The sequence below is a fragment of the Flavobacterium lacisediminis genome, from assembly GCF_025909975.1.
GTDB lineage: Bacteria > Bacteroidota > Bacteroidia > Flavobacteriales > Flavobacteriaceae > Flavobacterium > Flavobacterium lacisediminis.
Genome location: NZ_JAPCIO010000005.1, coordinates 170987 through 195313 on the forward strand (window position 1 = coordinate 170987; position 24327 = coordinate 195313).

Annotated in this window: 22 protein-coding genes; 17 read left to right on the top strand and 5 right to left on the bottom strand. The window is 32.9% G+C overall.

What is annotated here, in order from left to right; all coding sequences use genetic code 11:
• Positions 1-23: 23 nt before the first annotated feature.
• The 16 genes from OJ995_RS09025 to OJ995_RS09100 all read left to right on the top strand — a co-directional run bounded on the left by OJ995_RS09025 (position 24) and on the right by OJ995_RS09100 (position 19729).
• The gene (locus OJ995_RS09025) at positions 24-473 is read left to right on the top strand and encodes a LexA family protein (RefSeq protein ID WP_264369111.1); all 450 of its coding nucleotides are present in this window, start codon (positions 24-26) and stop codon (positions 471-473) included.
• 6 nt (positions 474-479) lie between these two features.
• Positions 480-851 (top strand): hypothetical protein, encoded by a 372-nt coding sequence (locus OJ995_RS09030; RefSeq protein ID WP_264369112.1) that lies wholly within the window; start codon positions 480-482, stop codon positions 849-851.
• A gap of 34 nt (positions 852-885) precedes the next feature.
• Positions 886-2145: a Y-family DNA polymerase gene (locus OJ995_RS09035; RefSeq protein WP_264369113.1), complete on the top strand. Its 1260-nt coding sequence runs from the start codon at positions 886-888 to the stop codon at positions 2143-2145.
• A 77-nt stretch (positions 2146-2222) separates the two neighbouring features.
• Positions 2223-2720, top strand: a complete 498-nt coding sequence (locus tag OJ995_RS09040; protein ID WP_264369114.1) for a hypothetical protein — start codon at positions 2223-2225, stop codon at positions 2718-2720.
• On the top strand, positions 2662-3450 hold the full coding sequence (locus OJ995_RS09045; RefSeq protein ID WP_264369115.1) for a hypothetical protein: 789 nt from the start codon (positions 2662-2664) through the stop codon (positions 3448-3450). The genes OJ995_RS09040 and OJ995_RS09045 overlap by 59 nt, the downstream gene beginning before the upstream one ends.
• 333 nt (positions 3451-3783) lie before the next feature.
• Entirely contained in the window at positions 3784-5583 is a 1800-nt protein-coding gene (locus OJ995_RS09050; protein ID WP_264369116.1) for an ATP-dependent nuclease, read from the top strand.
• On the top strand, positions 5567-7600 hold the full coding sequence (locus OJ995_RS09055) for a UvrD-helicase domain-containing protein (protein ID WP_264369117.1): 2034 nt from the start codon (positions 5567-5569) through the stop codon (positions 7598-7600). Before OJ995_RS09050 ends, OJ995_RS09055 begins: the two co-directional genes overlap by 17 nt.
• Before the next feature lie 219 nt (positions 7601-7819).
• Positions 7820-8362: a hypothetical protein gene (locus OJ995_RS09060; protein WP_264369118.1), complete on the top strand. Its 543-nt coding sequence runs from the start codon at positions 7820-7822 to the stop codon at positions 8360-8362.
• Between the two features lie 252 nt (positions 8363-8614).
• The gene (locus tag OJ995_RS09065) at positions 8615-9670 is read left to right on the top strand and encodes an endonuclease (protein ID WP_264369119.1); all 1056 of its coding nucleotides are present in this window, start codon (positions 8615-8617) and stop codon (positions 9668-9670) included.
• Between the two features lie 304 nt (positions 9671-9974).
• Entirely contained in the window at positions 9975-10385 is a 411-nt protein-coding gene (locus tag OJ995_RS09070; protein WP_264369120.1) for a hypothetical protein, read from the top strand.
• A gap of 89 nt (positions 10386-10474) precedes the next feature.
• Entirely contained in the window at positions 10475-10720 is a 246-nt protein-coding gene (locus tag OJ995_RS09075) for a hypothetical protein (protein ID WP_264369121.1), read from the top strand.
• 58 nt (positions 10721-10778) lie between these two features.
• Positions 10779-12275: an efflux RND transporter periplasmic adaptor subunit gene (locus OJ995_RS09080; protein WP_264369122.1), complete on the top strand. Its 1497-nt coding sequence runs from the start codon at positions 10779-10781 to the stop codon at positions 12273-12275.
• A 10-nt stretch (positions 12276-12285) separates the two neighbouring features.
• Positions 12286-15381 carry an efflux RND transporter permease subunit gene (locus OJ995_RS09085; protein ID WP_264369123.1) on the top strand — a complete coding sequence of 1032 codons (3096 nt, stop codon included), beginning with the start codon at positions 12286-12288 and terminating at the stop codon, positions 15379-15381.
• Positions 15371-16549, top strand: coding sequence for a TolC family protein (locus OJ995_RS09090; RefSeq protein WP_264369124.1), 1179 nt, complete (start codon positions 15371-15373; stop codon positions 16547-16549). The genes OJ995_RS09085 and OJ995_RS09090 overlap by 11 nt, the downstream gene beginning before the upstream one ends.
• A gap of 1029 nt (positions 16550-17578) precedes the next feature.
• Entirely contained in the window at positions 17579-18001 is a 423-nt protein-coding gene (locus OJ995_RS09095; protein WP_264369125.1) for a DUF6943 family protein, read from the top strand.
• A gap of 201 nt (positions 18002-18202) precedes the next feature.
• On the top strand, positions 18203-19729 hold the full coding sequence (locus OJ995_RS09100; protein ID WP_264369126.1) for an ATP-dependent nuclease: 1527 nt from the start codon (positions 18203-18205) through the stop codon (positions 19727-19729).
• Positions 19730-19952: 223 nt separating this feature from the next.
• Here OJ995_RS09100 and OJ995_RS09105 read toward each other — a convergent pair whose 3' ends face one another.
• The 5 genes from OJ995_RS09105 to OJ995_RS09130 all read right to left on the bottom strand — a co-directional run bounded on the left by OJ995_RS09105 (position 19953) and on the right by OJ995_RS09130 (position 22612).
• On the bottom strand, positions 19953-20126 hold the full coding sequence (locus tag OJ995_RS09105) for a hypothetical protein (RefSeq protein WP_162833736.1): 174 nt from the start codon (positions 20124-20126) through the stop codon (positions 19953-19955).
• Positions 20119-20412, bottom strand: a complete 294-nt coding sequence (locus tag OJ995_RS09110) for a hypothetical protein (protein WP_264369127.1) — start codon at positions 20410-20412, stop codon at positions 20119-20121. The genes OJ995_RS09105 and OJ995_RS09110 overlap by 8 nt, the downstream gene beginning before the upstream one ends.
• An 11-nt stretch (positions 20413-20423) precedes the next feature.
• Positions 20424-20819: a DUF5675 family protein gene (locus tag OJ995_RS09115; RefSeq protein ID WP_264369128.1), complete on the bottom strand. Its 396-nt coding sequence runs from the start codon at positions 20817-20819 to the stop codon at positions 20424-20426.
• 32 nt (positions 20820-20851) lie between these two features.
• Positions 20852-21610 carry a hypothetical protein gene (locus OJ995_RS09120; RefSeq protein WP_264369129.1) on the bottom strand — a complete coding sequence of 253 codons (759 nt, stop codon included), beginning with the start codon at positions 21608-21610 and terminating at the stop codon, positions 20852-20854.
• Positions 21611-22417: 807 nt separating this feature from the next.
• Positions 22418-22612: a hypothetical protein gene (locus OJ995_RS09130; protein WP_264369131.1), complete on the bottom strand. Its 195-nt coding sequence runs from the start codon at positions 22610-22612 to the stop codon at positions 22418-22420.
• A 769-nt stretch (positions 22613-23381) separates the two neighbouring features.
• On the opposite strand from OJ995_RS09130, the gene OJ995_RS09135 reads away from it, so the two are divergent.
• Positions 23382-24131, top strand: a complete 750-nt coding sequence (locus OJ995_RS09135; protein ID WP_264369132.1) for a hypothetical protein — start codon at positions 23382-23384, stop codon at positions 24129-24131.
• The last annotated feature ends 196 nt before the right edge of the window (positions 24132-24327 follow it).

Here is a 24327-nt window from a genome sequence, read left to right on the forward strand (position 1 = left end):
TACTTACTTAATTTTGTAGAACTATGAAATTAAAAAGTTTACATACAACCGAAGTTTTCGAGTTTTACGCACCTGATTATTCAACAGAATTAGAACTACCATATGTTGATGTAGGTATTAGTGCCGGTTTCCCTTCTCCTGCAGATGACTTTATCGAATTAACAATAGACTTAAATAGAGAATTAATAAAACATAAAGACAGTACTTTTTTCGCCAAAGTAAAAGGGGATTCCATGAAAAACGCAGGTATTTTCGATGGCGATTTACTAATCATTGATAAAAGCTTAGAACCGCAAGATGGAAAAATAGCGATTTGTCAAATAGATGGAGATTTTACAGTAAAAAGAATCAAAAAAGAAAATGGAGTAGTTTGGTTAATAGCTGAAAATGAAGACTACAAACCCATAAAAGTAACAGAAGAAAACGAACTAATGATTTGGGGAATAGTAATCCATAGCATTAAAACATTTTAGTTAGTTATGGATAGATTTAATTTAATTATCAATCATTTAGAAAGAATAAAATCAAACACAGCTAATAACGAAGATTATAAATTTATTGAGGATATTATCAAAATAGAAGCTGCAAATTACAACACATTTTCAAAGCTTATTTACGATATTTTTCTCTTTTTTGTTCAGGATGTAAAAGATTCAAATTACACATTTGAGGCTTATAAATCGTGGTATATCAAAACGAAAGAATTAGAAATGTTTTGGGATGGTCGAGATAGTTATCTTATACTTTGGGATATTAGTACTGGAGATAGAAAAACGCTCAAAATAGAAAATTCCGATATTACTAACTTTAAATTAATTGAAGAATACTTGGAAATTATTTCCAAAAACTGAACACTAATAACTGAACACTGAACACTGTTTAAAAATGTTTGCCTTAGTAGACTGCAACAACTTTTACGCCTCTTGCCAAAGAGTATTTGAACCACATTTAATTGGAAAACCAGTAGTAATACTTTCCAATAATGATGGTTGTGTTATTGCGCGTTCTAACGAAGCTAAAGCATTAGGTATTCCAATGGGTGCTCCTGCATTCGAATTCAAAAAACTATTCGAAGACAATAATGTATTTGTCTATTCTTCAAACTATGCACTGTATGGTGACATGAGCAGCAGAGTAATGAACATACTTTCAACTTTTACACCCGATATTGAAGTATATAGTATTGATGAAGCTTTCTTAAAATTTGAAGGATTTGAATTCTTTAACCTGGAAGAATACGGAATAAAAATTCAAAAGACTGTAACTAAAAATACAGGAATTCCCATAAGTGTAGGATTTGCACCAACCAAAGCACTAGCTAAAGTAGCCAATAAAATAGCAAAGAAGTTCCCTGAACGAACTAAAAGTGTCTATGTGATAGATACTGAAGAAAAGAGAATAAAAGCCCTTAAATGGACTAAAATTGAAGACGTTTGGGGTATTGGACGAAAACATGCAAAACGCTTACAAGCAGTTAATGTTTTTAATGCATATCAATTCACACAATTACACGATGATTGGGTTAGAAAAGAAATGGCAGTTGTAGGATTGAGATTAAAACATGAATTAGAAGGAAAACCAACATTGGATTTAGAAACTCCAAAAAGTAAAAAAATGATTGCTACAACAAGATCATTTGAAAAACCAATGACAAAATTGGAAGATATTTCAGAACGTATAGCAACGTTCACAACTTCCTGTTCCGAAAAACTAAGAAGACAAAACAGCCATTGCAACATGATTATGGTTTTTCTTCACACCAACTATTTCAGAAAGGACCAACCTCAATACTCAAGAAATATAGTAATCAATACCGATTTCCCAACAAACTCCACAATCGAGTTAAACAAGTATGCTCAAATTGGATTAAAAGCAATATTCAAAGAAGGCTACAATTACAAAAAAGCAGGCGTAATAGTCATGGGCTTAACCCCAAACGACCAAACCCAATTATCACTATTCAACACCTCAAATCCAAAACACCAACCCCTAATGTCAGTAGTTGATAAACTTAATAGAGCTTATGGCAAAAACAAAATCAAGTTCGCCAATCAATCCCTTGGGAGACAATGGAAAATGAAACAAGAAAAATTATCAAAATCATACACAACAAGATTAGACGATATTATAACAATCAAAATTTAAAAAAAATGTATATATTTAATGATATAAAAAGTTAGTTGCAAGGTTGTTGCGACTCGATAATCTAACCACAATTAACTATGACAAAAGACACTCCAATAATAAATATCTTAACATATCAACTTCCGTATAATTTAGCTAACCAAATCTATAATGAGTATCAAAGTAGGCTTAAAGAAACAAACTATTTAATAGAGAATTATAAAACATATAAATCACTAAGAGATAGTTCAAGAACAATTGAACTTTTATTGTCATTATCTATTTTTCATAGAAGAGTAATAACTAATTTAGACGGAGCAGTCAAATTCTACGGAACGGTAACTAAAAAAGGGAAAACTGACACTATAAGAATTGGAAGCTATGACTTAACTTTTGAAGAAAAAAATAAAATACTTGCAGTAGTAATTAATTTTAATCACTTACTTGAAAGATTTTCCATTCCACCAATAGTTATGGAGTATCACGAAACAAGAGAATTTCTAAAGAAAATAATAACATTGAAATCTGAACTTCAAAATGGCAATAAAGAAAAGCGAGAAGGAAACAAAAATAACGAAGAAGATATCCCCTTTTAAAGATTGGATTGAATTTGAAAAGGAAATTAGAACTTTTGCAAATAAATATAAAACTACAGTTGTTAATCAAGCAAAACGAACAAGTGATTATTTTGAAATGAGTTGCTTCAATTACATTGTAAGATTTTATGAATTAAATGGTTATGAATTGGAGGCTACAAATTTACAAGCTGGTAGAAGGTATAAATATAAATGTTCTCCATCTGGTATTCAATCAAATTTTTCACACTTTGAAGCAACTTTTGATTCTGGATCTGAAAAGATTACTTTTGAAATTCACCACAATCTTGCAGTACAATCTTCTCACGATAAAAATATTTTTACATCTCCAGATATTGCAGTTATTAAAAAGGATAGAATACAATATACTAAAAGTTATTATGATACAAATACCACTTTTTCTTTTGTAAATAATAATGATTTAATGACATTTTGTGAGGTTAAACAATTTAATCCTTTTCCAGAATTATTGTTTAATTTCATTGGAGTTTTAAATGAGTTAAAAAAAGAATACATGATTGACAATGGAATTGAACACATTCCAATTCATATCGCACCAAGTTTAATGATATCCGGAAAGTCTAATAAACAAACTGACAATATTAAAGCTTCAATTGAAAAACGATACTGTGTTAACATCCTTTTTGATTTATTCTATAGCTCAACTTATACTTTTTCAAAGGGAAATATAACAAATTTAAGAAAAACGGGGAAAAAACCCATCAACTAATCGAGTAGACGGCGAAGCCATTAACTGACGGCGTGCACCTCTCACAATACCGTGCGTACGTGTCACGTACTCGGCAGTTAGTAAAGAGTTGGGTTAAATTGTAAATGTAATTCGGTTAAGGATAAAAAACCTCTTTTCTTCAAGCGTTGTAAAGTGATGGTTTTGCCTAAAATAGGGCTTTGTGCAATAGCCAAATCTGATGAGATGCTTAAGTAAAAATACAACTATTTCACTATATTTGTTAATAAGATTGTGAGGTTTTTTCTCAGTCTGTCGTTTATTGCAAGTGTAAAGAGATGTCTACAGACGAAATAATTTTAGAAAACAAGTAAAATGCATATATCAAACATTAAACTTTGGAACTATAGGAAATTTGGTTCTGATAGTGAAATAGACCTTGAAAAACCAAATTTGGATTTAAACCTTAACAAAGGGTTGAATGTGATTATTGGGGAAAACGATTCAGGGAAAACTGCAATTATTGATGCGGTAAAACTTGTTCTCAAAACTCATAGTTATGATTATATAAGAGTTGAAAACAAAGACTTTTTCAAGGATGCAAGTCGTTTCAGGATTGAACTAATTTTTGAGAATTTAACTCCTAACGAAGCTAAAAACTTTACAGAATGGCTAGGGTGGAAAGGTACAGGAGAAGATGCAAAACCTTTTCTTAAAATAAATTATGATGTAAGACAACAAGATGAAAAAATATTGCCAGCAGATGTAAAGGCGGGCATTGATGAAGATGGTTATCTTCTTACAGCAGAAGCTAAAGAATATCTGAAGGCAACATATTTAAAACCTTTAAGAGATGCGGAAAATGAATTAGTTGCCAAACGTAATTCAAGATTATCACAAATTCTCTTAGGCGATACAGCTTTTAAAGGAAAAGAGAAAGAACACGAACTTGTAAAGATATTTGAGAGCCTTAGTGAAGAATTAAAAAAGTATTTTAAAGGTGAGTTTGAAACCACTTTAACCAATGAAGCAGGAGAAGAACAAACAATTAGGCCACTTGAAGGAAAACAAATTAAAGATAAAATAGACGGATATATTAAAGGTTTCTATGGCAATAACTATGAAACAGAATTTAACGCCACATCAAACGATATAAAGAGCATACTTGAAAAATTAACTTTATTCTTGAAAGACGAACCGAATCCAGGATTAGGCACATTGAACAGATTGTTTATGGCTGCTGAGTTGCTTCATTTGAATAAATCAAATTGGAGTGGTTTACGCTTAGGATTAGTGGAAGAATTAGAAGCCCATTTACACCCACAAGCACAAATGCAGGTAATTGAGGCTTTTGAAAAGCAGGATACAATCCAACTTATTCTTACAACACACAGCCCCAATTTAGCTTCTAAACTAAAACTTGAAAATTTAATTATCAGCAATAATGGATATTGTTTTCCAATGGGAAATACATTCACTAAATTAGGTTCAGACAATTATAAATTCTTAGAAAAATTTCTTGACACAACCAAAGCAAACCTATTTTTTGCAAAGGGTGTAATTTTAGTTGAAGGATGGGCGGAAGAAATCCTTATTCCAAGCATTGCTAAGGCAATTGGAATCAATCTTACTGAAAAAGGTGTATCGATTGTAAACATTGGTCATACAGGGTTTGACCATTATGCGAAGATATATCTAAGAAATGAAGAGCCCTTTATGAAAATTCCTGTTGCTATTGTTACAGATTCTGACGTAAGAGATTATGAGAAGATCGGAGACGATTATTTAAAAAGAGACGCAAATACTGTTCAACAGGAAGAACAGCAAAAAATAGCGAATATAAATGGAAAGGCGGAACAAATTGTAAAATATTTTGCTGCCTCAAAATGGACGTTGGAATATTCATTATTCAAATCAACAAGTTTAACAGCGGTCTTTCAAAATGCAGCTAAAACAGTCCATACAGGAACAGACTGGAATACCGACTTTGAAAAAGCACTTGCCAAAAAGTTAATTAAAAAAAGTCTTAAAAAAACAGAAATTGCTTATCAAATTGCAAACGCTATTGATGAAGATTTAATTAAACCATTTCGAACAATTCAGATTGCCGTAGATGATGATGCCGATAGTATAAATTACCTTATAAAAGCAATTAAATATGCCGCAGGAAATTAATATATCGGATGAAGATATTCGCTATGCCGAAAAGCTTCTACTTCCCTTAGGAAAAGAGTTTGATGATGAACGAAAAAACTTTATTCGCAACTTAAACAACATAGATTTACAAGCGGTTCCTGGTAGCGGAAAAACAACTGCTCTACTTGCAAAATTGGTTATTTTGGAAAGAAAACTTCCTTTTTCAGATGGTTCAGGTATTTTGGTTTTATCTCATACTAACGCAGCCATTGATGAGATAAAAGAAAAGATACAGAAGCATAGTCCAAAACTTTTTTTATATCCAAATTTTGTTGGCACTATACAGAGCTTCGTTGATGAATTTTTGGCCATTCCAATATACAATCTTGGTTTTAGAAAGAAGTTGAATTGGATTGATACGGAAAGATACCAAGAGGAGCTAGTAAAGCTTTTTAATATCATAGCTTGGAATGAAGATTATGACCAACCTACAAAATGGTTTTATCAAAGACACATCAATAGAGCTACTTCAGAAGCAAATAATAACAATAATCTTAAAAAAGAAATTTGCAAAAAACTTATAGAAAATGAAGTTCGAGGCCTGTATTTTGATTTTATAACTAAAGAAATAAAAAACATTAATGGCGATGTTTTATTGAGAGACAAAACAAATAAAAAATTTATCGGTTTAAAAACAATAATCGTTGAGGTGCTCAAGAAAGGTATAATGTCATACGATTACGCATACCATTTTGGTGAACTCTATCTTCACAAGATACCAGCGATTAAACAAATCTTACAAAAACGCTTCCCTTTTGTCTTTGTTGATGAAATGCAGGATATGGACACCCACCAATATAATTTATTGGAAAAAATATTTTATAATGAAGGTAATAGCATTTCAGTAATTCAACGAATTGGTGATAAAAATCAGGCAATATATAATTCAGTCAAAGCAACAGATGTTTGGATTGATAGATTAGATGTATTAAGATTAAGCGGTAGCCAACGACTTAGTAAGCCAATCGCAGATATTGTGAAAAAATTTGCTTTACATAGTGATGCGGATTTTGATATTGTCGGTCTCAATGAGTGTGTTCTAAAGCCTCATATATTGGTCTTTGAAAATAAAAATATTACTAATGTCATTCCTTTTTTTGCCCAAATAGTTAAAACTTACAAAGAAAATGGCATCTTAACCAATCCCGACAAATCGGTTAAAGTTATTTGTTGGAATACAGACTGGAAAGATGATTTTGCCAGCCGACAAGATGAAGTAAAACTAAGATTAGAAGATTATCATAAAGGTTTTAAAAAAGAAAAAAACAAACCTAAACAAGATTATGATTGCCTGAAAGATTATTTGCTATATTACGATAAGAACAAAAAGACATTAGAACCTTTGCGCAAAAATATATTAAGTGCTTTCCTGAAAATATTACGTTTAGAAAACATTAATACATTAGACCAACGACCTTATACAAAAAAAAAATTGATTGATTTTATCAGAGAAAAGGAATTTCAAAAATTAGATGAGTTTAATTTAAATTTGTACAATTGGTCAATCGGTATAATCAAAGGAAAGACATATGATGTTTGGAACGAGATAAAAGCATACACGATTAATTTCTTTGCTATCTTTTCTGAAAATGCTCTTTCAGCTAGTTTAACTTTCATCAATAATGACCCAGTAGGAATGCCTATCGTCAATGAAGAAGTATTGGAAAACACCAATTATTATAAAGTAGACGGGCTAGAAATTGAAATCACAAGTGTTCACTCAGTTAAAGGTCAAACACATTGTGCAACATTGTATTTGGAATCATACTACCACAGCAATTACGAATCTGAAAGATTAACTCCTCAATTCTTGGGTAATAGTTTCAATGACAATAGAGTGCATCATAAAAGTTCAATAAAAATGGCATATGTAGGCTTTTCACGACCTTCGGATTTACTTTGTATTGCAATTCATAAAGACAGATTTAATAATTTATTAAATAAAATAGATACAGATGTTTGGGAAATAATTGAGGTTACAAATATTGATGAATAGAACACCCCCGATACTGAGTGATTCCCATCGCGTGGTAATTAGTACAAATCAACATTCCATACGCTACCTAACTATTCGTCAATCAATTCATAGGCAGACAATAGAAAATGAAAGAAGAAAAGTTATCAAAGTCATATACAACAAGAATTTACTAAATTATTAAAAAGTTGTAAATATTTTAAGATATTTAATAGTTATGTTTCAACTTAATTACTTCCAATGAATGTAAAAAAATATCAAATAGAAGAAAACGATAAAATTAGAATTACAGAATTATTTCAGTTAATTCCAAGCATAATAGAAAAAAATAACATTTTGGAAAAAAATGAAAACTTGTTTTCACAAGTCAAACAAGAAATAAAATTAATTTACAAAAAACAAGAAGTTCCTACAAAAGAACAGAAAGTGTACTTAAAAAAGGTTAGATTAAATTTTGAAATTGTTCAAAAAGAATATTTTGTAGCTGTAAGTGCTTGGAATTTAGAGATGGATAAAATTATCGAAAAGTATAATTACATTACTTTAAAAAAGTTCCTTGTAAAAAATCCATTAAAATCAATTGGAATAAATCCTGATTTAACATTTTCAGTAAACACAAAGAAGGTTGCAGAATTAATGAAGGTTCCTATACTACAATCTTTATATTCAGGCGAGCCAAAATTTCTAAATAATTATCCAGAAGATTGGCTTTTGAAAGTTTACATTGAAATTGACAAAATGTCAACTCGAAAAAATTTCAAAATAGATATTAGTAAATTGTAAAAAAATGTTATAAAAACTGTATGTTTCATTGGCTAATTTCATTATCCTTCTGTAAATCAGCTGTTGAATGTGTTGTTTTGTTATTTTAGTGTTATTTTGGTCATTAAAGTTTGAAGATATAACGTATTATTAAAACAATTTCCACATTCGCTATAAACATTATTTTAGAGAAAAATAATTAGTTCTGATGTTTTAAAAATTCATTGCTTTCTTTATTTAATTTCACTAGATTTGAATGAAACAAAAAATAATATGCTAAAAAAATTACTCTTTCTATTAGTCCCAACTTTATTCTATGCCCAAATTCCAGCATATTACTCTTCAATTGATTTTAGTCAAGAAGGTGATTATTTAAAAAACCAATTGACTACGCTTATAACAAACACACATACTACAAACCTTCCCTATACAGCAACAGGCGTTACAGATACTTGGGATGCATTATATCAAACCGATTTAAACCCAAGTAACACAAACAATGTGCTTTTAGTTTACGGTTGGAATGATACTGATGCAGATATTACAAACGATTATTCCAGAGCTCAAACTTCTTCTTGTCATACATCTTCTTGTAGTGGTTTATGGGTAAGAGAACATGTTTACCCTCGTTCATTAGGTACACCTAATCTTGGTTTTGAATTCGCAGGTGCCGATGCACATCACTTGCGTTCTATTGATAGTGATAGAAACAATTCAAGAAGTAATAGAAAATTTGAAGAGGGTAGTGGGATTAATATGTCATACATTACACTAGCAGGGAATTGGTACCCAGGTAATGAATGGAAAGGCGATGTAGCAAGAATGATTATGTACATGTATGTTAGATATCCATCACAATGTTTACCAAACAATGTTGGTGTAGGTAGTACATCATATTCCAATTATGGGGATATGCCAAACGTGTTTTTAGATTGGAATGCTCAAGATCCAGTTTCACAATATGAAATGAACCGAAACAATATTCTTAACACAATACAAGGCAACAGAAATCCTTTTATAGACAACCCATATCTAGCAACAATAATTTGGAATGGACCACAAGCAACAGACACTTGGGGTGTATTATCTTCAGATGATTATACACTATCAAACAACCTAATTTACCCAACAATCACTAAGGACTATATCTATATCAATAATACTGAAAACAAGACATATAATTACTCTATTTACAACACTCTAGGTCAATTAATAACAATAAATACTACAACAAATACAATAGATTTATCAGGCAATTCAAAAGGTATCTACTTTATTACACTACAGTTAGAGAATAAAACTAAATCTTATAAAGTAATTTTGAACTAGAAGCGAAAGGCTCGGGCATTCTTGGTTTCCATATTCCCGCTGTCCGTTAAACATGGTATCACTCCCATCGGGGCTAGATAGTAAGCAAAAGGCTTTCTTGGTTTCTTTGTTTTAAATAGGAACGCTTCGCTGAAGTAGTTTCACCCACCAGTCCATAGTTTATCTTGAACTCAGTAGAAGAATATCCGATTGTCATCAAAACATTTTACCAAAAATAAAGGATTATATAAATAGATTAAAAAGAGTTAGATTAGACTTTTTAAAATTAACACTATGTTTTGATTTTTTCCATACTTTTGTAAAGATGATAAAAAAGCAAATCTATATTTACTTTCTTTTTTTAGCTTGTTCGCTACAATTAGGACATAGCCTTTTTCCGCATACACATGCAGAAAAACACCATCATCACCATGGAGAAAAACATCATCACCATCATCATGAAGAAGAACATAATGATGACGACAGTTTATCTCATATTTTCTCCCATTTTAATCACCACTCAGATACTTTTTCGAACTCTCATGTAGAGGAAGTAACTAAAATTATTAAAAAGGTTTCAAATGAAGTATTGGTATTTGAAATACCTTCAAATTGGAATCTAAACTTTACTATTCACAATAAAAAAGAAGTCGTTCGGAATAAAGAACCACTCATTTTTATTTCACCCCATTTACACTCCTTACAATTTCGTGGTCCGCCCACACTTTTTAGCTAAACTATTCATTATTTGAATTACAGGACACTTATTGCCTATTCTGGGCATTAAGTTATTTTCATATATACTAATTACTAAAAACTAAATCAATGAAAAAAGTATTGTTTTCAATGACTGCTGTAGCATTTTTATTTACAGCTTGTAACGGTAACAAAACCGAAGAACACGGACATGATCACACAGATGGAACACACCAACACGCTGATGGTGAAGAGCATGCAAATCACGAAACGGATTCAGTTTCTCAAGAAGAATTTACCGTTGGTAAAGATAGTGTTGCAACAGAAGAAGCGCACGATCATCAACACGAAAATGGTGAAAAACACGACCATTAATTAATTTTTGATGCCTATAATTTTGGAGTTATGGGCATCATTCAAATAATATACATATATGAAAATAATACATAAAATACTGCTACTTAATTTATTCTTAATAGGATTTACAAGTTGCAACAACAAAGAAGAAGCTAGAGAAAGTTCTGCACTAGAACCATTAGCATACACTCTTTATACTGAAAATTCAGAACTATTTGTTGAATTTAAACCTTTGATAGTAGGTGAAACTTCAAAGTTTGCAGCTCACTTTACCATTTTGGGTGAAAATTTTAAAGCTTTGACAGATGCTAAAATTACTGTTAGTTTACTTGTTGGAGATAAAGGCATTAAAAATTCTGTTGATGCTCCTAGTTCACCTGGTATATTTCGTTTGGCATTAAATCCGAAAACAGCAGGAACAGGAACATTAATTTTTGACATAGTAACCAAAGATTTTACAGATAAAATTACCATAGAAAATGTGGTGGTCTATCCTGATGAAAAAACAGCTTTAGCCAAACAAGCGCCTCATTCAGAAAGTACAGATGTCTCTTATCTAAAAGAGCAAGCTTGGAAAGTGGAATTTGCTAATCAAGCGATTAAAAAACAAACATTTAATGATGTCATTAAAACTAGTGGTCAAATTCTTTCTGCTCCTGGAGACGAAATGATTGTTACTGCTAAAGCCAGTGGTGTAGTTGTTTTTTCAGGTAAAAACACTATTGTGGGTTCAGCTGTAAATTCAGGCAACTCACTTTTTACCATTACGGGAGCTGATATGACAGAAAGCAATATTGATGCTTCTGTGAAAGATGCTAAAGCTATTTACTTAAAAGCTAAAGCCGATTATGAGCGTTCTAAATTATTGGTCGCTGATAAAATTGTTTCGGAGAAAGACCATCAACAAGTGAAGCTACAATTTGAAAATGCACAAACTGCCTACAACACCGTTTCTAAAAATTACAGTGGTAAAGGTCAGAATGTGTTAGCTCCAATGTCGGGTTTTGTTAAAAATATTTTAGTTACAGAAGGACAATTTGTAGCTTCAGGAACTCCGTTAGCCACTATTTCAAAAAACAAAAGATTATTAGTTCAAGCTAATGTTTCTCAAAACTACTTTAGTAGATTATCAAGCATTACATCGGCTAATTTTAAAACGCCTCAAAGTGATGTGGTTTACAATACAACGGCTTTAAATGGTAGAATTGTTTCTTATGGGAAAAGTGCTTCGGCTTCCACACCATTTATTCCAGTAACTTTTGAAATCAACAATGAAGGGCAATTAATTTCAGGTTCGATTATTGAAATTTATCTTAAATCTTCAACTATTGCAGATGCTTTAGTAGTTCCGGTTTCGGCTTTAATTGAAGAACAAGGAATTTTCTATGTGTATGTGCAAACTGGTGGCGAAAGTTTCCAAAAAAGAGAAGTGAAACTTGGTGCAAGTGATGGTTTAAATGTACAAGTTCTATCAGGAATAGTTGAAAACGAAAGAGTAGTTACCAAAGGTGGTTATCAAATAAAATTATCTAGTGCATCAGGTGCTTTGCCTGCTCACGGACACGAACATTAAAACCTAACTTATGCTAAATAAAATAATTAAATTTTCGCTACACAACCGATTTTTTGTAGTGATAGCATCGGTTTTACTGCTGATTTTTGGTAGTGTAGTTGCTTCAAGAATGGAAGTAGATGTATTTCCTGATTTGACTGCTCCAACTGTTGTTGTGCTTACTGAAGCTCACGGTATGGCTCCTGAAGAAGTAGAAAAATTGGTTACATTTCCTATTGAAACTTCAGTAAACGGTGCTACTAATGTAAGACGTGTTCGTTCTTCTTCCTCCGCTGGAATTTCTATTGTTTGGGTAGAGTTTGAATGGGACACGGATATTTACAAAGCAAGACAAATTGTAAATGAGAAAATAACAGCGGTAGCAGAAAAATTACCGCAAGGTGTTGGAAATCCTACAATGGGTCCACAATCTTCAATTATGGGAGAAATTATGTTGGTCAGTGTAACAGCTGATAAAACATCTCAAATTGATTTAAGAACTATCGCAGATTGGACAATTCGACCAAGATTATTAGCAACAGGCGGCGTTTCGCAAGTGGTTGTTATTGGTGGAGAATTCAAGCAATATCAAATATTAGCTTCTCCTCAAAAGATGAATTATTACAACATTTCCCTTAATGAATTATTAAAGGCAAGTCAAGAAGCCAATGGTAATTCTTCAGGTGGTTTTATGAACGAATACAACAACGAATATATCGTTAAAGGTATTGGTAGAACATCTGATATTAATGAACTTGGGAAATCGGTTATCAAAACGGTTAACGGAAATACCATAAAAATTGAAGATGTAGCTGAAATAAAAATTGGAGCTTCTTTAAAAATTGGTGACGGTTCTTTGAAAGGAAAACCTGCTGTTATTATGACAGTTATGAAACAACCTTCAACCAATACGTTAGAACTTACAGAAACTATTGATGCATCGATTGCTGACATTCAAAAGAACTTACCAAAAGATGTCCAAATTAATACTAAAATCTTCCGTCAAGCTGATTTTATTAATGCTTCTATCAGTAATATTCAAAAAACGTTATTAGAAGGAACTGCTTTTGTCATCATCATTCTGTTTTTATTCTTGATGAATTGGAGAGCTACGTTTATATCGTTATTGGCGATTCCAATTTCATTAATTGTTGCGATATTAACTTTAAAATGGCTTGGTTTTACCATAAACACTATGAGTTTAGGAGGTATGGCAATTGCTATTGGTGATTTAGTAGATGATGCCATTATTGATGTAGAAAACGTATTCAAGCGACTCAAAGAAAATGCCCTAAAATCAAAAGCCGAACAAAAAGACAAAATAACCGTAATTTTTGATGGTTCTTTTGAAATTAGAAGTTCTGTTATTAATGCAACATTTATTATTATCGTTGCCTTTTTACCGCTGTTCTTTTTATCAGGAATGGAAGGCAAATTATTAGCACCACTTGGAATTGCGTTTATAGTGGCATTATTTGCTTCGTTAATCGTTTCAATTACACTAACGCCAGTATTAGCAAGTTACTTACTGACTAACGATAAAATGCTTTTAAAACAGCACAAAGAAAGTTGGTTAGTAGAACGTTTGCAAAATGTATATGCTAAGGCTTTGAACAAAGTAATGGAAATAAAAAAAGCAGTACTGATTATTGCAGGAGGATTATTCTTGGTTTCCTTATTAGTAATGAGCCAACTGGGAAGAAGTTTTCTTCCTGAGTTCAACGAAGGTTCCTTAGTAATTAGCGCTGTGAGTTTGCCAGGAATATCATTAGAAGAAAGCAACAAAATTGGTACACAAGTAGAAAAAGCATTATTATCGGTTCCTGAAATTAAAATTACCACCCGAAGAACTGGAAGAGCTGAACTCGATGAACACGCACAAGGGGTAAACGCTGCCGAAATTGACGCTCCTTTTACTCTAGAAGAAAGAAGTCGTGATGAATTTATGGCTGATGTTCGTGAAAAATTATCAGGAATTACAGGTGCAAATATTACTATTGGGCAACCTATCGGACACCGTATTGATCATATGCTATCAGGAACTAGAGCAAATATCGCCATCAAAATTTTTGGTAATGATTTGAATAAACTCTTTACGCTTTCCAATGAAATAAAAGCCAAAATTCAGAATGTGGAAGGATTGGTAGATTTGAGTGTGGAACAACAAGTGGAAATACCACAAATTCAAATTAAAGCCAAACGAGATATGTTGAACCAATACGGAATTACAATTGGTCAGTTTAATGAATTTGTTGATGTTGCTTTTGCAGGAGAAAAAGTATCTGAAATTTATGAAGGAAATAAAACCTTTGACTTGATGCTTCGTTTTGATGATGCTAATAAAGGTAAAATCGAGAACATTAAAAATGCAATGATTGATACGCACGATGGAAAAAAAATACCGTTGTACTACGTTGCCGATGTAGTAAGCACATCTGGACCAAATACAATCAATCGTGAAAATGTGCAACGTAAAACGGTGGTTTCTGCCAATGTTTCAGGTCGTGACCAAAAAAGTGTAGTAGCGGATATTCAGAAAATCATAAATGAAGAAGTAAAATTACCTGAAGAATACCATATCGAATATGGTGGACAATTTGAAGCCGAAGCGGAAGCCTCAAAAACATTGGTCTTAACTTCACTTATTTCATTATTGGTAATCTTCTTAATTCTTTATCAAGAATTTAAAAAGGTTAAAACCGCATCTATCATTTTATTGAATTTACCATTAGCCTTAATTGGTGGTGTATTCAGTATTTATTTTACGAGTGGCATTTTGAGTATTCCAGCAATTATTGGATTCATTACGTTGTTTGGTGTTGCCACCCGAAATGGAATTCTATTAGTTTCCCATTATGAAACCTTAGAAAAAGAAGGATTATCGCTTTATGAAACCGTTATTCAAGGTTCAAAAGATAGATTAAGTCCAATTTTAATGACCGCACTAACCGCAGGATTGGCTTTAATTCCGTTAGCAATTGCAAGTGATTTACCTGGGAATGAAATTCAAAGTCCAATGGCGAAAGTTATTTTGGGTGGCTTATTGACTTCTACTTTATTGAACATTTTTATTGTTCCGGTAGTGTATTATTTATCTAATCGAAAAAAAGAAACAAATGAAAAATAGTATAATCCTATTTTTAGTAACGATGTCTTTTGGTTTGGGATATGCTCAATCCAATATTGACAATGTCTTAACTGAAATTGCAAAAAATAATAAATCCATTCAAGCCAATACTAACTATTGGAATGCTCAAAAAGTACAATACAAAACGGGCAATTCGTTATACAATCCAACGGTTGAATATGATTATTTAAAAGGAAGTCCAGCCGAAGCAGGAAATCAAACAGATATTATAGTAACGCAATCTTTTGATTTTCCAACGGTGTATGGTAAGAAAAACCAATTAGCGAATCAATTAGGTATTCAAGCCGATTTACAATTGAAAGCGGCTAACCAAGAGTTACTTTTAGAAGCCAAAAAGATTTGTATCGAATTGGTTTACCGAAATAAATTGCAAGTTCCTTTAACCAAAAGAAAAGAAGCAACAGAAAAATGGTTGGCTCATTTTAAGAAGAAATTGACCACAGGTGACGGCACTATTTTGGATGTAAATAAAGCAGAAATTCAATTGTTAGAAATTAGAAAACAGTTTCAAGACAATGCTTCTGCCATTGCAAAACTCAACGAACAACTTACAAGTCTAAACGGAGGAATTGCAATACGTTTAACAGATGTCGGATATTTTGAAACTCCTGTTATTGCTGACTTTGATACATTCGTAAAAGAAGTTGAAGCACAAGATTACATTAGAAAAACGTTAGAACAAGAAAAAGTAATTGCTCAAAAACAAATTGAAGTAAGCAAAGCATTAGCCTTACCAAAAATGGAAGTTGGGTATCATTATCAAGGCATTTTAGGTCAAACCTATAACGGAATTCATACTGGAGTTGCTTTACCGCTTTGGGAAAGTAAAAACACCGTAAAACTTCAAAAAGCCAAAATGACTTTTGCAGAAAGTGCTTTAAACGATCATAGTAATTTATACTATTATGAAATAAAACAAACTTATGACCGTTATGAAAGTTTGAAAAGCATATTAAGTGAATACGAAAAGATAAATAAATCGGTTGAACCAATACAATTATTGGATAAAGCCTTATCAGCTGGACAAATTTCGGTTTTAGAATATTTTGTAGAATTAAATTATTACAACGACTCTCAAAATTCTTATTTAGAAATAGAAAAGGAATATTATGATGTCATTGCCACACTATTAAAACACAAATTGTAAGTTATTAATTCTAGTAAAGCACCCATTATTTCGAAAGGATTTAATGGGTGTTTTTTATTTGAATCATTTTGGAAATTTGAAATTTTAAAAAAAGAAATACATCAATAAAAATAGGAACGCTTCGCTGAAGTAGTTTCACCCACCCAGTCCAACGCTCCCCACCGCACTAGTGGTATTTTGTGTGTTTTTAGCACTTGTTTACCCCAGAGTAAGTCAATAAAAAAAGGCTCCCTGTTTTCCCAACCCCTCGCGCACAGTCCGCCTTTTTTTATCCACTTACACCCAATCCAAAAAACAAACGCTAAAAACACACAAAAACCACTCCAAAGCTATTATTACATAATAAACCTTATAATTCATTCCCAACACCCCACGCAGTCCCCCTGAAAGTTATAAGGGTTATTATGTAAAATATCCGCTCCCAGCCGCACCCACCCGAAGAATAATAGGAACGCTACCGCTAACGTAATTTTCATTGTTTTTTGAAGATGCTTCCCATTTCCATCAGACCTTAACTGCTAACTGAAAACCGCGACTGCTAAATGAACTATCAAGCATCCTCAAAAATCAAACTATCACAAGAGTGTATTTTTATTTGCATCAACAACTGATACACCACGTAAGCAAATAAAAAAACACCCTTGTTTACGAATCCCGTTTGAACACCCCTAAAACCCCATTTCATAAGAACATTTGGGGTAAACATTTTTACAAAAAAAAGGATAAAAAAGAAGCCAAAGGTTTGTTCCGGGTATTCAAAAAAGCAAGTTCAAGCCTTCGGTTCCGGATAAAATCTCTACCCATAAATTTTCAATACCACCACATCCACTTAGCGTTTCCACAGACGCATATGGGTAGTATTTTACCCGTAAAACTTGCTTTTTTGAAACCCTCCACAAGGTAAGACGGCTTTCTTTTTTTTCCTTTTTTCTTTTGCAAAAATGTGTGTGGGGCATCTCGGTTTCCATTCACATTTCGGGCAATCACGAAGGAAAGACGAAGGAAGTTAACCTGTTAAATCCTTGTATTATGGACACAATTTTTATTAAAACCCACCAACCTGGGGCGCACTATGCCAAACCGCACTTTTTCGTATTATCAAAAGGACTAAATAGCGGAAAGCCTCAAAACGAACCTTTTACAAACAGCTTTGTACTAGTCTTCCAAACCGAAGCTCAAAAAGAGGACATTTTTTGGATTGCCATGAGCCTATGGAAATCCAAATTCTGGATGCCTTTTCTTCGCGGTTCCGTTATTCCGTTCTTATCTCTCTATGAATTCAAAAAAGAGTTCAACCCAAGAGCAACGCGAATGATGCGAGAACACGAGCAGCACAAAAAAAACATCCATGCACTAAAGCTGTTGCAAGAGCAGGAAAACCATTTCAATAAAAACATCCACCTCATCAACGAACTCAAAAACGCTATTATGATGAGGTATAGAATGAAGTAATTATAAGCCTAGACTAATTTGTCTGGGCTTTTTTTATTGAAATTGGATAGATAAATCGAAATATTGTATTTATATTTGAAAAACCCTACAAAATAGAGTATAAACATCCAAAATTGGAAAGATTGGCGCTATTTAGCAGCGCTTATAAATAAGTCAGCGGTAAGTACAACAAACCTGTACTACCAAAAATAGAATTAAAATATGGGTAAAATACATATAAAAGATCTTAAAAGTATTAAATCGCTAGAATTTGATATTCCTGTTTCAGGAGTACATATATTGACTGGAATTAATGGCTCAGGCAAAACTACTTTGTTAGCATGCTTACAGAGATTAACTGACTCCTATGCTTTCCAACGACATTTTAGAACAAGTTCTAATGATCAATTTGACAACTTTAGAAATGCACGTATAAGATATGAACGAAATGGAGCTCATGTAGAATATGCTTATAGAAATACAAGATGGTCACCTACACCAAAATCAGGTGCTACTCTTTTAACAACAATGGGTTATAATAACGCTGTGTTTATTTCTTCAAGTGTAGATAGATTTTATGTACAAAATGATGAATTAAATACTCAAGGTATATTAGCAGCTCCGCAATTTTTTAAAGATTCAATGAATGAAATATTTCAAACTACGAAATATTCTAATCTTAGAAGAAAGAAGTTAGACGGGAAAGGCAGAGGTTATGGTAGGTGGAATTATGGATTTTTAATGCCCGCGCAAAGTATGGGAGGTCAAAATCAATATTATACAGAGAAAAACTTTAGTTTCGGGGAATTGTTGGTTTTAAATGCACTTTTCCAGTTGGAGAATATAGCTGATAATTCATTGATTTTGGTTGATGAAATCGAGCTTGCTTTGCATCCAAAAGTGCAGGTCAAACTACTCCATTTTTTGGAAAGGCAAGCAAACCAAAAAAATCTTACCGTAATTATATCAACTCATTCAAGTAGCCTAATAAAAAAAGCCAAAAAACTAATCTATCTCGAGCGGAATGCTGCAAATGGAATAGTTAAAGTTGAATATAATTGCTATCCTGCGGTTGCACTTCAAAGTATGGCCATCCAAGAAGAAGTTCAGCCAGATTTAGTCTTCTTCGTTGAGGATGACTATGCTAAGTATATACTTGAACAACTTATTAATTACTATTTTATAAATCTAAATAACCATAGACGACCAATTATCAAAATCTTACCTGTGGGCGGTTGGCCGCAAACTTTAAGATTTACAATTGCATCAGCAAACTATTTAATACCTCAAAATACACGTGTTTATTCTTTTTTAGATTCAGACGCTAATGCTGACATGCAAGCAATACAAGTTAATGCAAATAGAAGTTTAAGCCAACAGGAATTACTTAATCTATACAATGCTAATCAAAACAGAATTAATTATCTTCCTATAACACCAGAACAAGGTTTAGTAGAATTGCTAAACAATCAGCCTCATACACATATTCAACCACTACAAGATCTTTTTAATGAAGTGTTTGACATTTCTCAAATTATAATAGATGAACAGAATAGAGGTTTAGTGTACTCAGCAAATCCAAGACAGGCTGCAAAGATGCGTATTCCTTACTATATTGAACAGATAAAAAACCTAACAAATCGTGAGGAAAATTACATTCGCATAAAACTGGCTGAATATTATTCTAGTCACTATTGTCCAAACAATCACCCTGAACTTCATCAAGTATTTGGTCCAATTTTTAATTAAAGACAGGAGTAAGAGCCGCTAATAGCCGATTTTTGATATTTCGGAAATTGGTTTGCGTTTTGTAAATTCTCGGAATTATATTTGGAAAGTTTTTTTCTTATAAACTTTTAGGCTAAATTTAATGTAACGTCCTAAAGCTAAGAGAACTTTAAAACAAAAAAAGCCTAATCGTAAAACATTAGGCTTTCTCATACTCAGTAAAGGTTACCAATCAAAACTGAGCTTATTTCTTTTTCGAGGTCAATTGCTTTAAAAGCAACGTAACACCAAAACTAACTACTGCTCCAATAAAGGCTAAAACTATTGTTTTTAAGACATCGGCTGAGGTTAAATTAGGTATAACACTCAATGCAAATCCTCCAAAAGTTCCTGCCTTCAAAGTTAATGAATTATCCATTCCCTCCAACGTCAGTTTCGGGCTTAACCTCATCTTTTTTGTTGCCCAGGATAGTATTATCCTTAACCTGTGCTGAGCTTGTCGAAGTATCAACAGTAATTTGGCTCACTGCCGATAAAACACCACCTGCAACGGCAGCATAACCCGCAACGGTTACAACAACAGCAGGTAAAGCTACTGGAGCAGCTACAATGCTTCCACTTACTGCTAATAAGGCTAATCCAATGGTGCGCAACACCTTAAAAAATTTCGGAGTGGGTGCCTTAGCACGTTCTACTATATTCATCTTTTCAAAAATTAAGATTGTACAATCAATTCTACACTTTCTTTGTTATCCAAAGCTTTATAAACCAAGTCTTTCAACTTCGTAAATGCTTTTCTAGATAGTAAACCTAAACCAGGTCCAGAAAGTTTCGTAACAGGAGCAATACAGCCATGTAATTCCTTTTGTGCATTATTGGCAGGATGTATCAAAATATAAGTTCTGTTCGGTACATCCACCAATTCCAAATGCCATTGGTATTTCGTACTATATCGCTTTCTAATAAAATATTTCCCTTCCGGAATACAGGAAATCCCACGCTCATTTCGCTTCCATGGCAATTCAATAGTATAACTAATCAATTTGCCCTCACATTCCATTTTTCCATTTGTTCCTTCAGGGAAATAAGTTCTTGTTAAAAACAGTATCATACTGACCACTTAAAACTGATCACTGACCACTATTAAACGCCTCCGTCTACAGCAACAATCGATAACGGGTTAAAAGCGCCATTTTTCAACGGATACATTTGCCCATTAATTTGTTGGTAGAACTCCACACCAAGAGCCAAAACAAGTGGGTGAGTAGAGTTAGCAGTCACCGCATTACTCAAGTTGATTACAGCTGTTGCTGTAGCATCCCAAGGTAAAATTGCAGTTTCAGAAGTAGCCACCACATAACTTTCACCTGTAAAGTCAATTTCAGCACCTCCAGAAATCACTTTAAAGTGAGTAGTTCCACTCGGAGCAGCAATCATATTCGCAGGAACAAATGAAGGAATCGATACATCCAAAGTACCAGCTACACGGTCAATATCCGTAGTAAAAGGCGCAAACAAAGAAGTTCCTAATTTTCCACGAATATTAAATTCGAAGCCTAGAACCAATTCAATTTCCCCATCAATTACATTTCGTAATCCTCTCTCACTCACAGCATCCATTTGGATTACCTTAACCATTTGTTGCGTCAAACGACTCACCATTCTACCATCCGCAGAGTTCAACAACAATGGGCGTAAAGCCGTTCTCAAAAGCTTACCTGCTTTTCCAGCTCTACCAAATTCAGAACCGTTCTCACGCGTTCTTTGAAACGCAGGGTCACTAGCAATTCTACTTGCCTCAATACCACCTTTTTCACGAGCTAAATGCCCATCCTGCGTCTTATAAAAAGTAATATCCCCGATAGTACCTTTTAACTTAATTATGCCTTTCTGTCTAGCCATAACTTCAAAATTTTAGTTCAACATTCATTCACTTTCATAAATCATTCAAAACACGGTTGCAACACTTTCTGAAATAATTACAGGGCAAATTTCCCACACAATACCCATCAAAAAACAACACCCCATACCAAATGTCCTAAATCGACACATTTGTCCTTAAATGTCCTAAAATGATATTAAACAAGAACTTCAATTAACGTTAAATGAAAAGATTAATTAAGTACCTTTAACCTATCTCAAAACCAACTCAAAAGCAAGGTTAAAGTATGAATCAAATATCAAAACGAGTTTGTATCTATCCAAAGGACATACAACGCATTACAGGTAAAAGCTATCGTCAAAGCACAAGAATATTAAATGAGATAAGAAAGTCGCTTAGAAAGCCTAAAAACAGCCTTGTAAGTATAGAAGAGTTTTGTTTTCATACTGGCTTAAATATCGAACATGTTTTACCATTGATTGATTAGCAGTATCAACTTATTTAATTTTTAAACTACTTAATTGAAATATTTTATTATATTTGTACTATAAGATTTGTCAGAAAAACGAATGCTTTTTTGAGGTTTAAAATCGAGACCCAAGATTTGGACAATTGAAAAAACTTTTAAAATATAGGCTTGACGAAAGAGATTCGAATCCCTCTTTCTCCGCAGGGTAAAACCGATTCAGAAATGAATCGGTTTTTTTTATGGCTTTTTTTTAATAAAATTACATAGGCACAATAGATTTGTTTTGTGTTGATTGACGGCTTTTATTGCGTAATGATTATAAAAAAAAAACGTTGCCATTTGATTTGGCAACGTTTTTTTATTTTCTAAAAGGTTCTAGCTCTTCTAAAGGAATACGAGTGTATTCTGAGAATTCTTTAAAGGTTACTGCATGGTGCTTTTCTTCTTTATTGAAGTAGGATTTTATGTCTCCTAAAAGTAAGCGCGCATTTCTGTCGCTGCAACCTTTAATGTTAGCTATATCTTTTGTTGTGATACAGATTCTGTATGGCATGTTTCTCATTTTGTGCTTTGAGTTTTTGTATCGTGATTTGATTTTACATATTTTCAAAAATAATAATTAACTGCTTTAGTTCAAAAACAAATTATCAACAACTAACGGCTGTATTTTCTTTTGCGCAGCTTGCTTGTGCTTTGTTTAGCAGTGTCTTATATATCTTAGTTTTGAAATCTTTATTTTGTTTTTTAGTGCGATTTTTAAAAGTGGTAATTCGCCACTTTTGTTCGTCTGTTAATAAGTCCGTTATCTAGTATATCTTCTTTTTTTCCTTTTTTGTATTGGAGGTTGATTTTTTATACCTACTTGTACATACATTATCCATACACTATCTATACACTATCTATACTTTATCTATGGAGTATCTATGTAGTAAACTTGTTGGGTGATTGTATTGCTTGTATTAAAAAATACCGTTTCTATAGTTCTCGATACATTTTGTATTTGTAAATCTTAGGCTTTACAACTACAAAACACTCGAAGTGACGGAGGTGGAATTGCGCTTTTTTATTGTTCTCGATACATTTTGTATTTGTAAATCTTGGGCTTTACAACTACAAAACACTCGAAGTGACGAAAGTGGGGTTGTGTTTTATTATTACAGAAAGTGTCTTTTTCGGAAATAAGTGCCATTTTTTACTTTTTTGGACGTATTTGGTAAATGTGGGAAAAAGTTCTTAGGTCTTGTCAATAAAGGAAATGTTGAAAAACGGGTATTGGTATATGTTTTAGTTTTGAGCCATAATAATTTTAAATTTTTTTAAATATGGCTAGATTAAATGGCTTGGTAAAGTTTGAAGGTACGTTAGATAACTTGACCTTCTACAAAAGTGCAGACGGGCACTTTGTGCGCACCAAAGGTGGTGTTAGCAAAAACAGAATTATGAACGATCCTGCGTTTGTGAGAACTCGTGAAAACGGAATGGAGTTTGGCAGTATTGCTACTTCGGGTAAGTTGTTGCGTAATTCTTTGGGGACGCTGGTGTTTCGAGCGAAAGACAGTAAGCTGACAAGTAGGCTTGTGAAGGTTATGGGGCAAATTAAGAATTTGGACTCAGTAAGTGAGAGAGGGAAGAGAAATGTTTCTGTTGGGTTGACGGATGCTTCGGCTAAGTTGCTTTTAAAGGGGTTTGACTTTAATGCTAGAGCTACTTTAGGCAGTGTGTTGAATACTAGTTATAGTGTTGATACCGGAACAGGAGAGGTTACTCTTTCTTCGTTTAATCCTATGGAGCAATTACGCGCTGCTGAAGGTGCTACTCATTTTAGTTTGCAGGTGGGTTATTTGAACTTGAATTTTGAAACTGGAGAATCGGATTTGACTTTGAGTCCTGAATCTGTTTTTCCGTTGGTTCAAGGGGCTATTTCTCCTGTTTTGACGCCTAGTGGTGTTCCTGCTGGTAGTGGTGTGGGTATGCATGTGTTACTTATTGAATTTTTTCAGGAAGTGAATGGGGTTCAATATATGTTGAACAATGGTGCTTACAATGTGCTTAATTTGCTTGAGGTTCAATAGTAATTCATAGCCTTGATTTAATTGGGTTGTTAGTGTTCAGTATAGCCCTATTGGAAACGCCCTGCCAGAAATGGTGGGGCGTTTTTTATTTTAACATTTCCTATACGGTTTTCCACATTTTAATTAAAAATTATATCTATATTTTTGAAAAATAAATAATCTGCTGATGTTTATAACTTCTGGATTTTAACTTAGT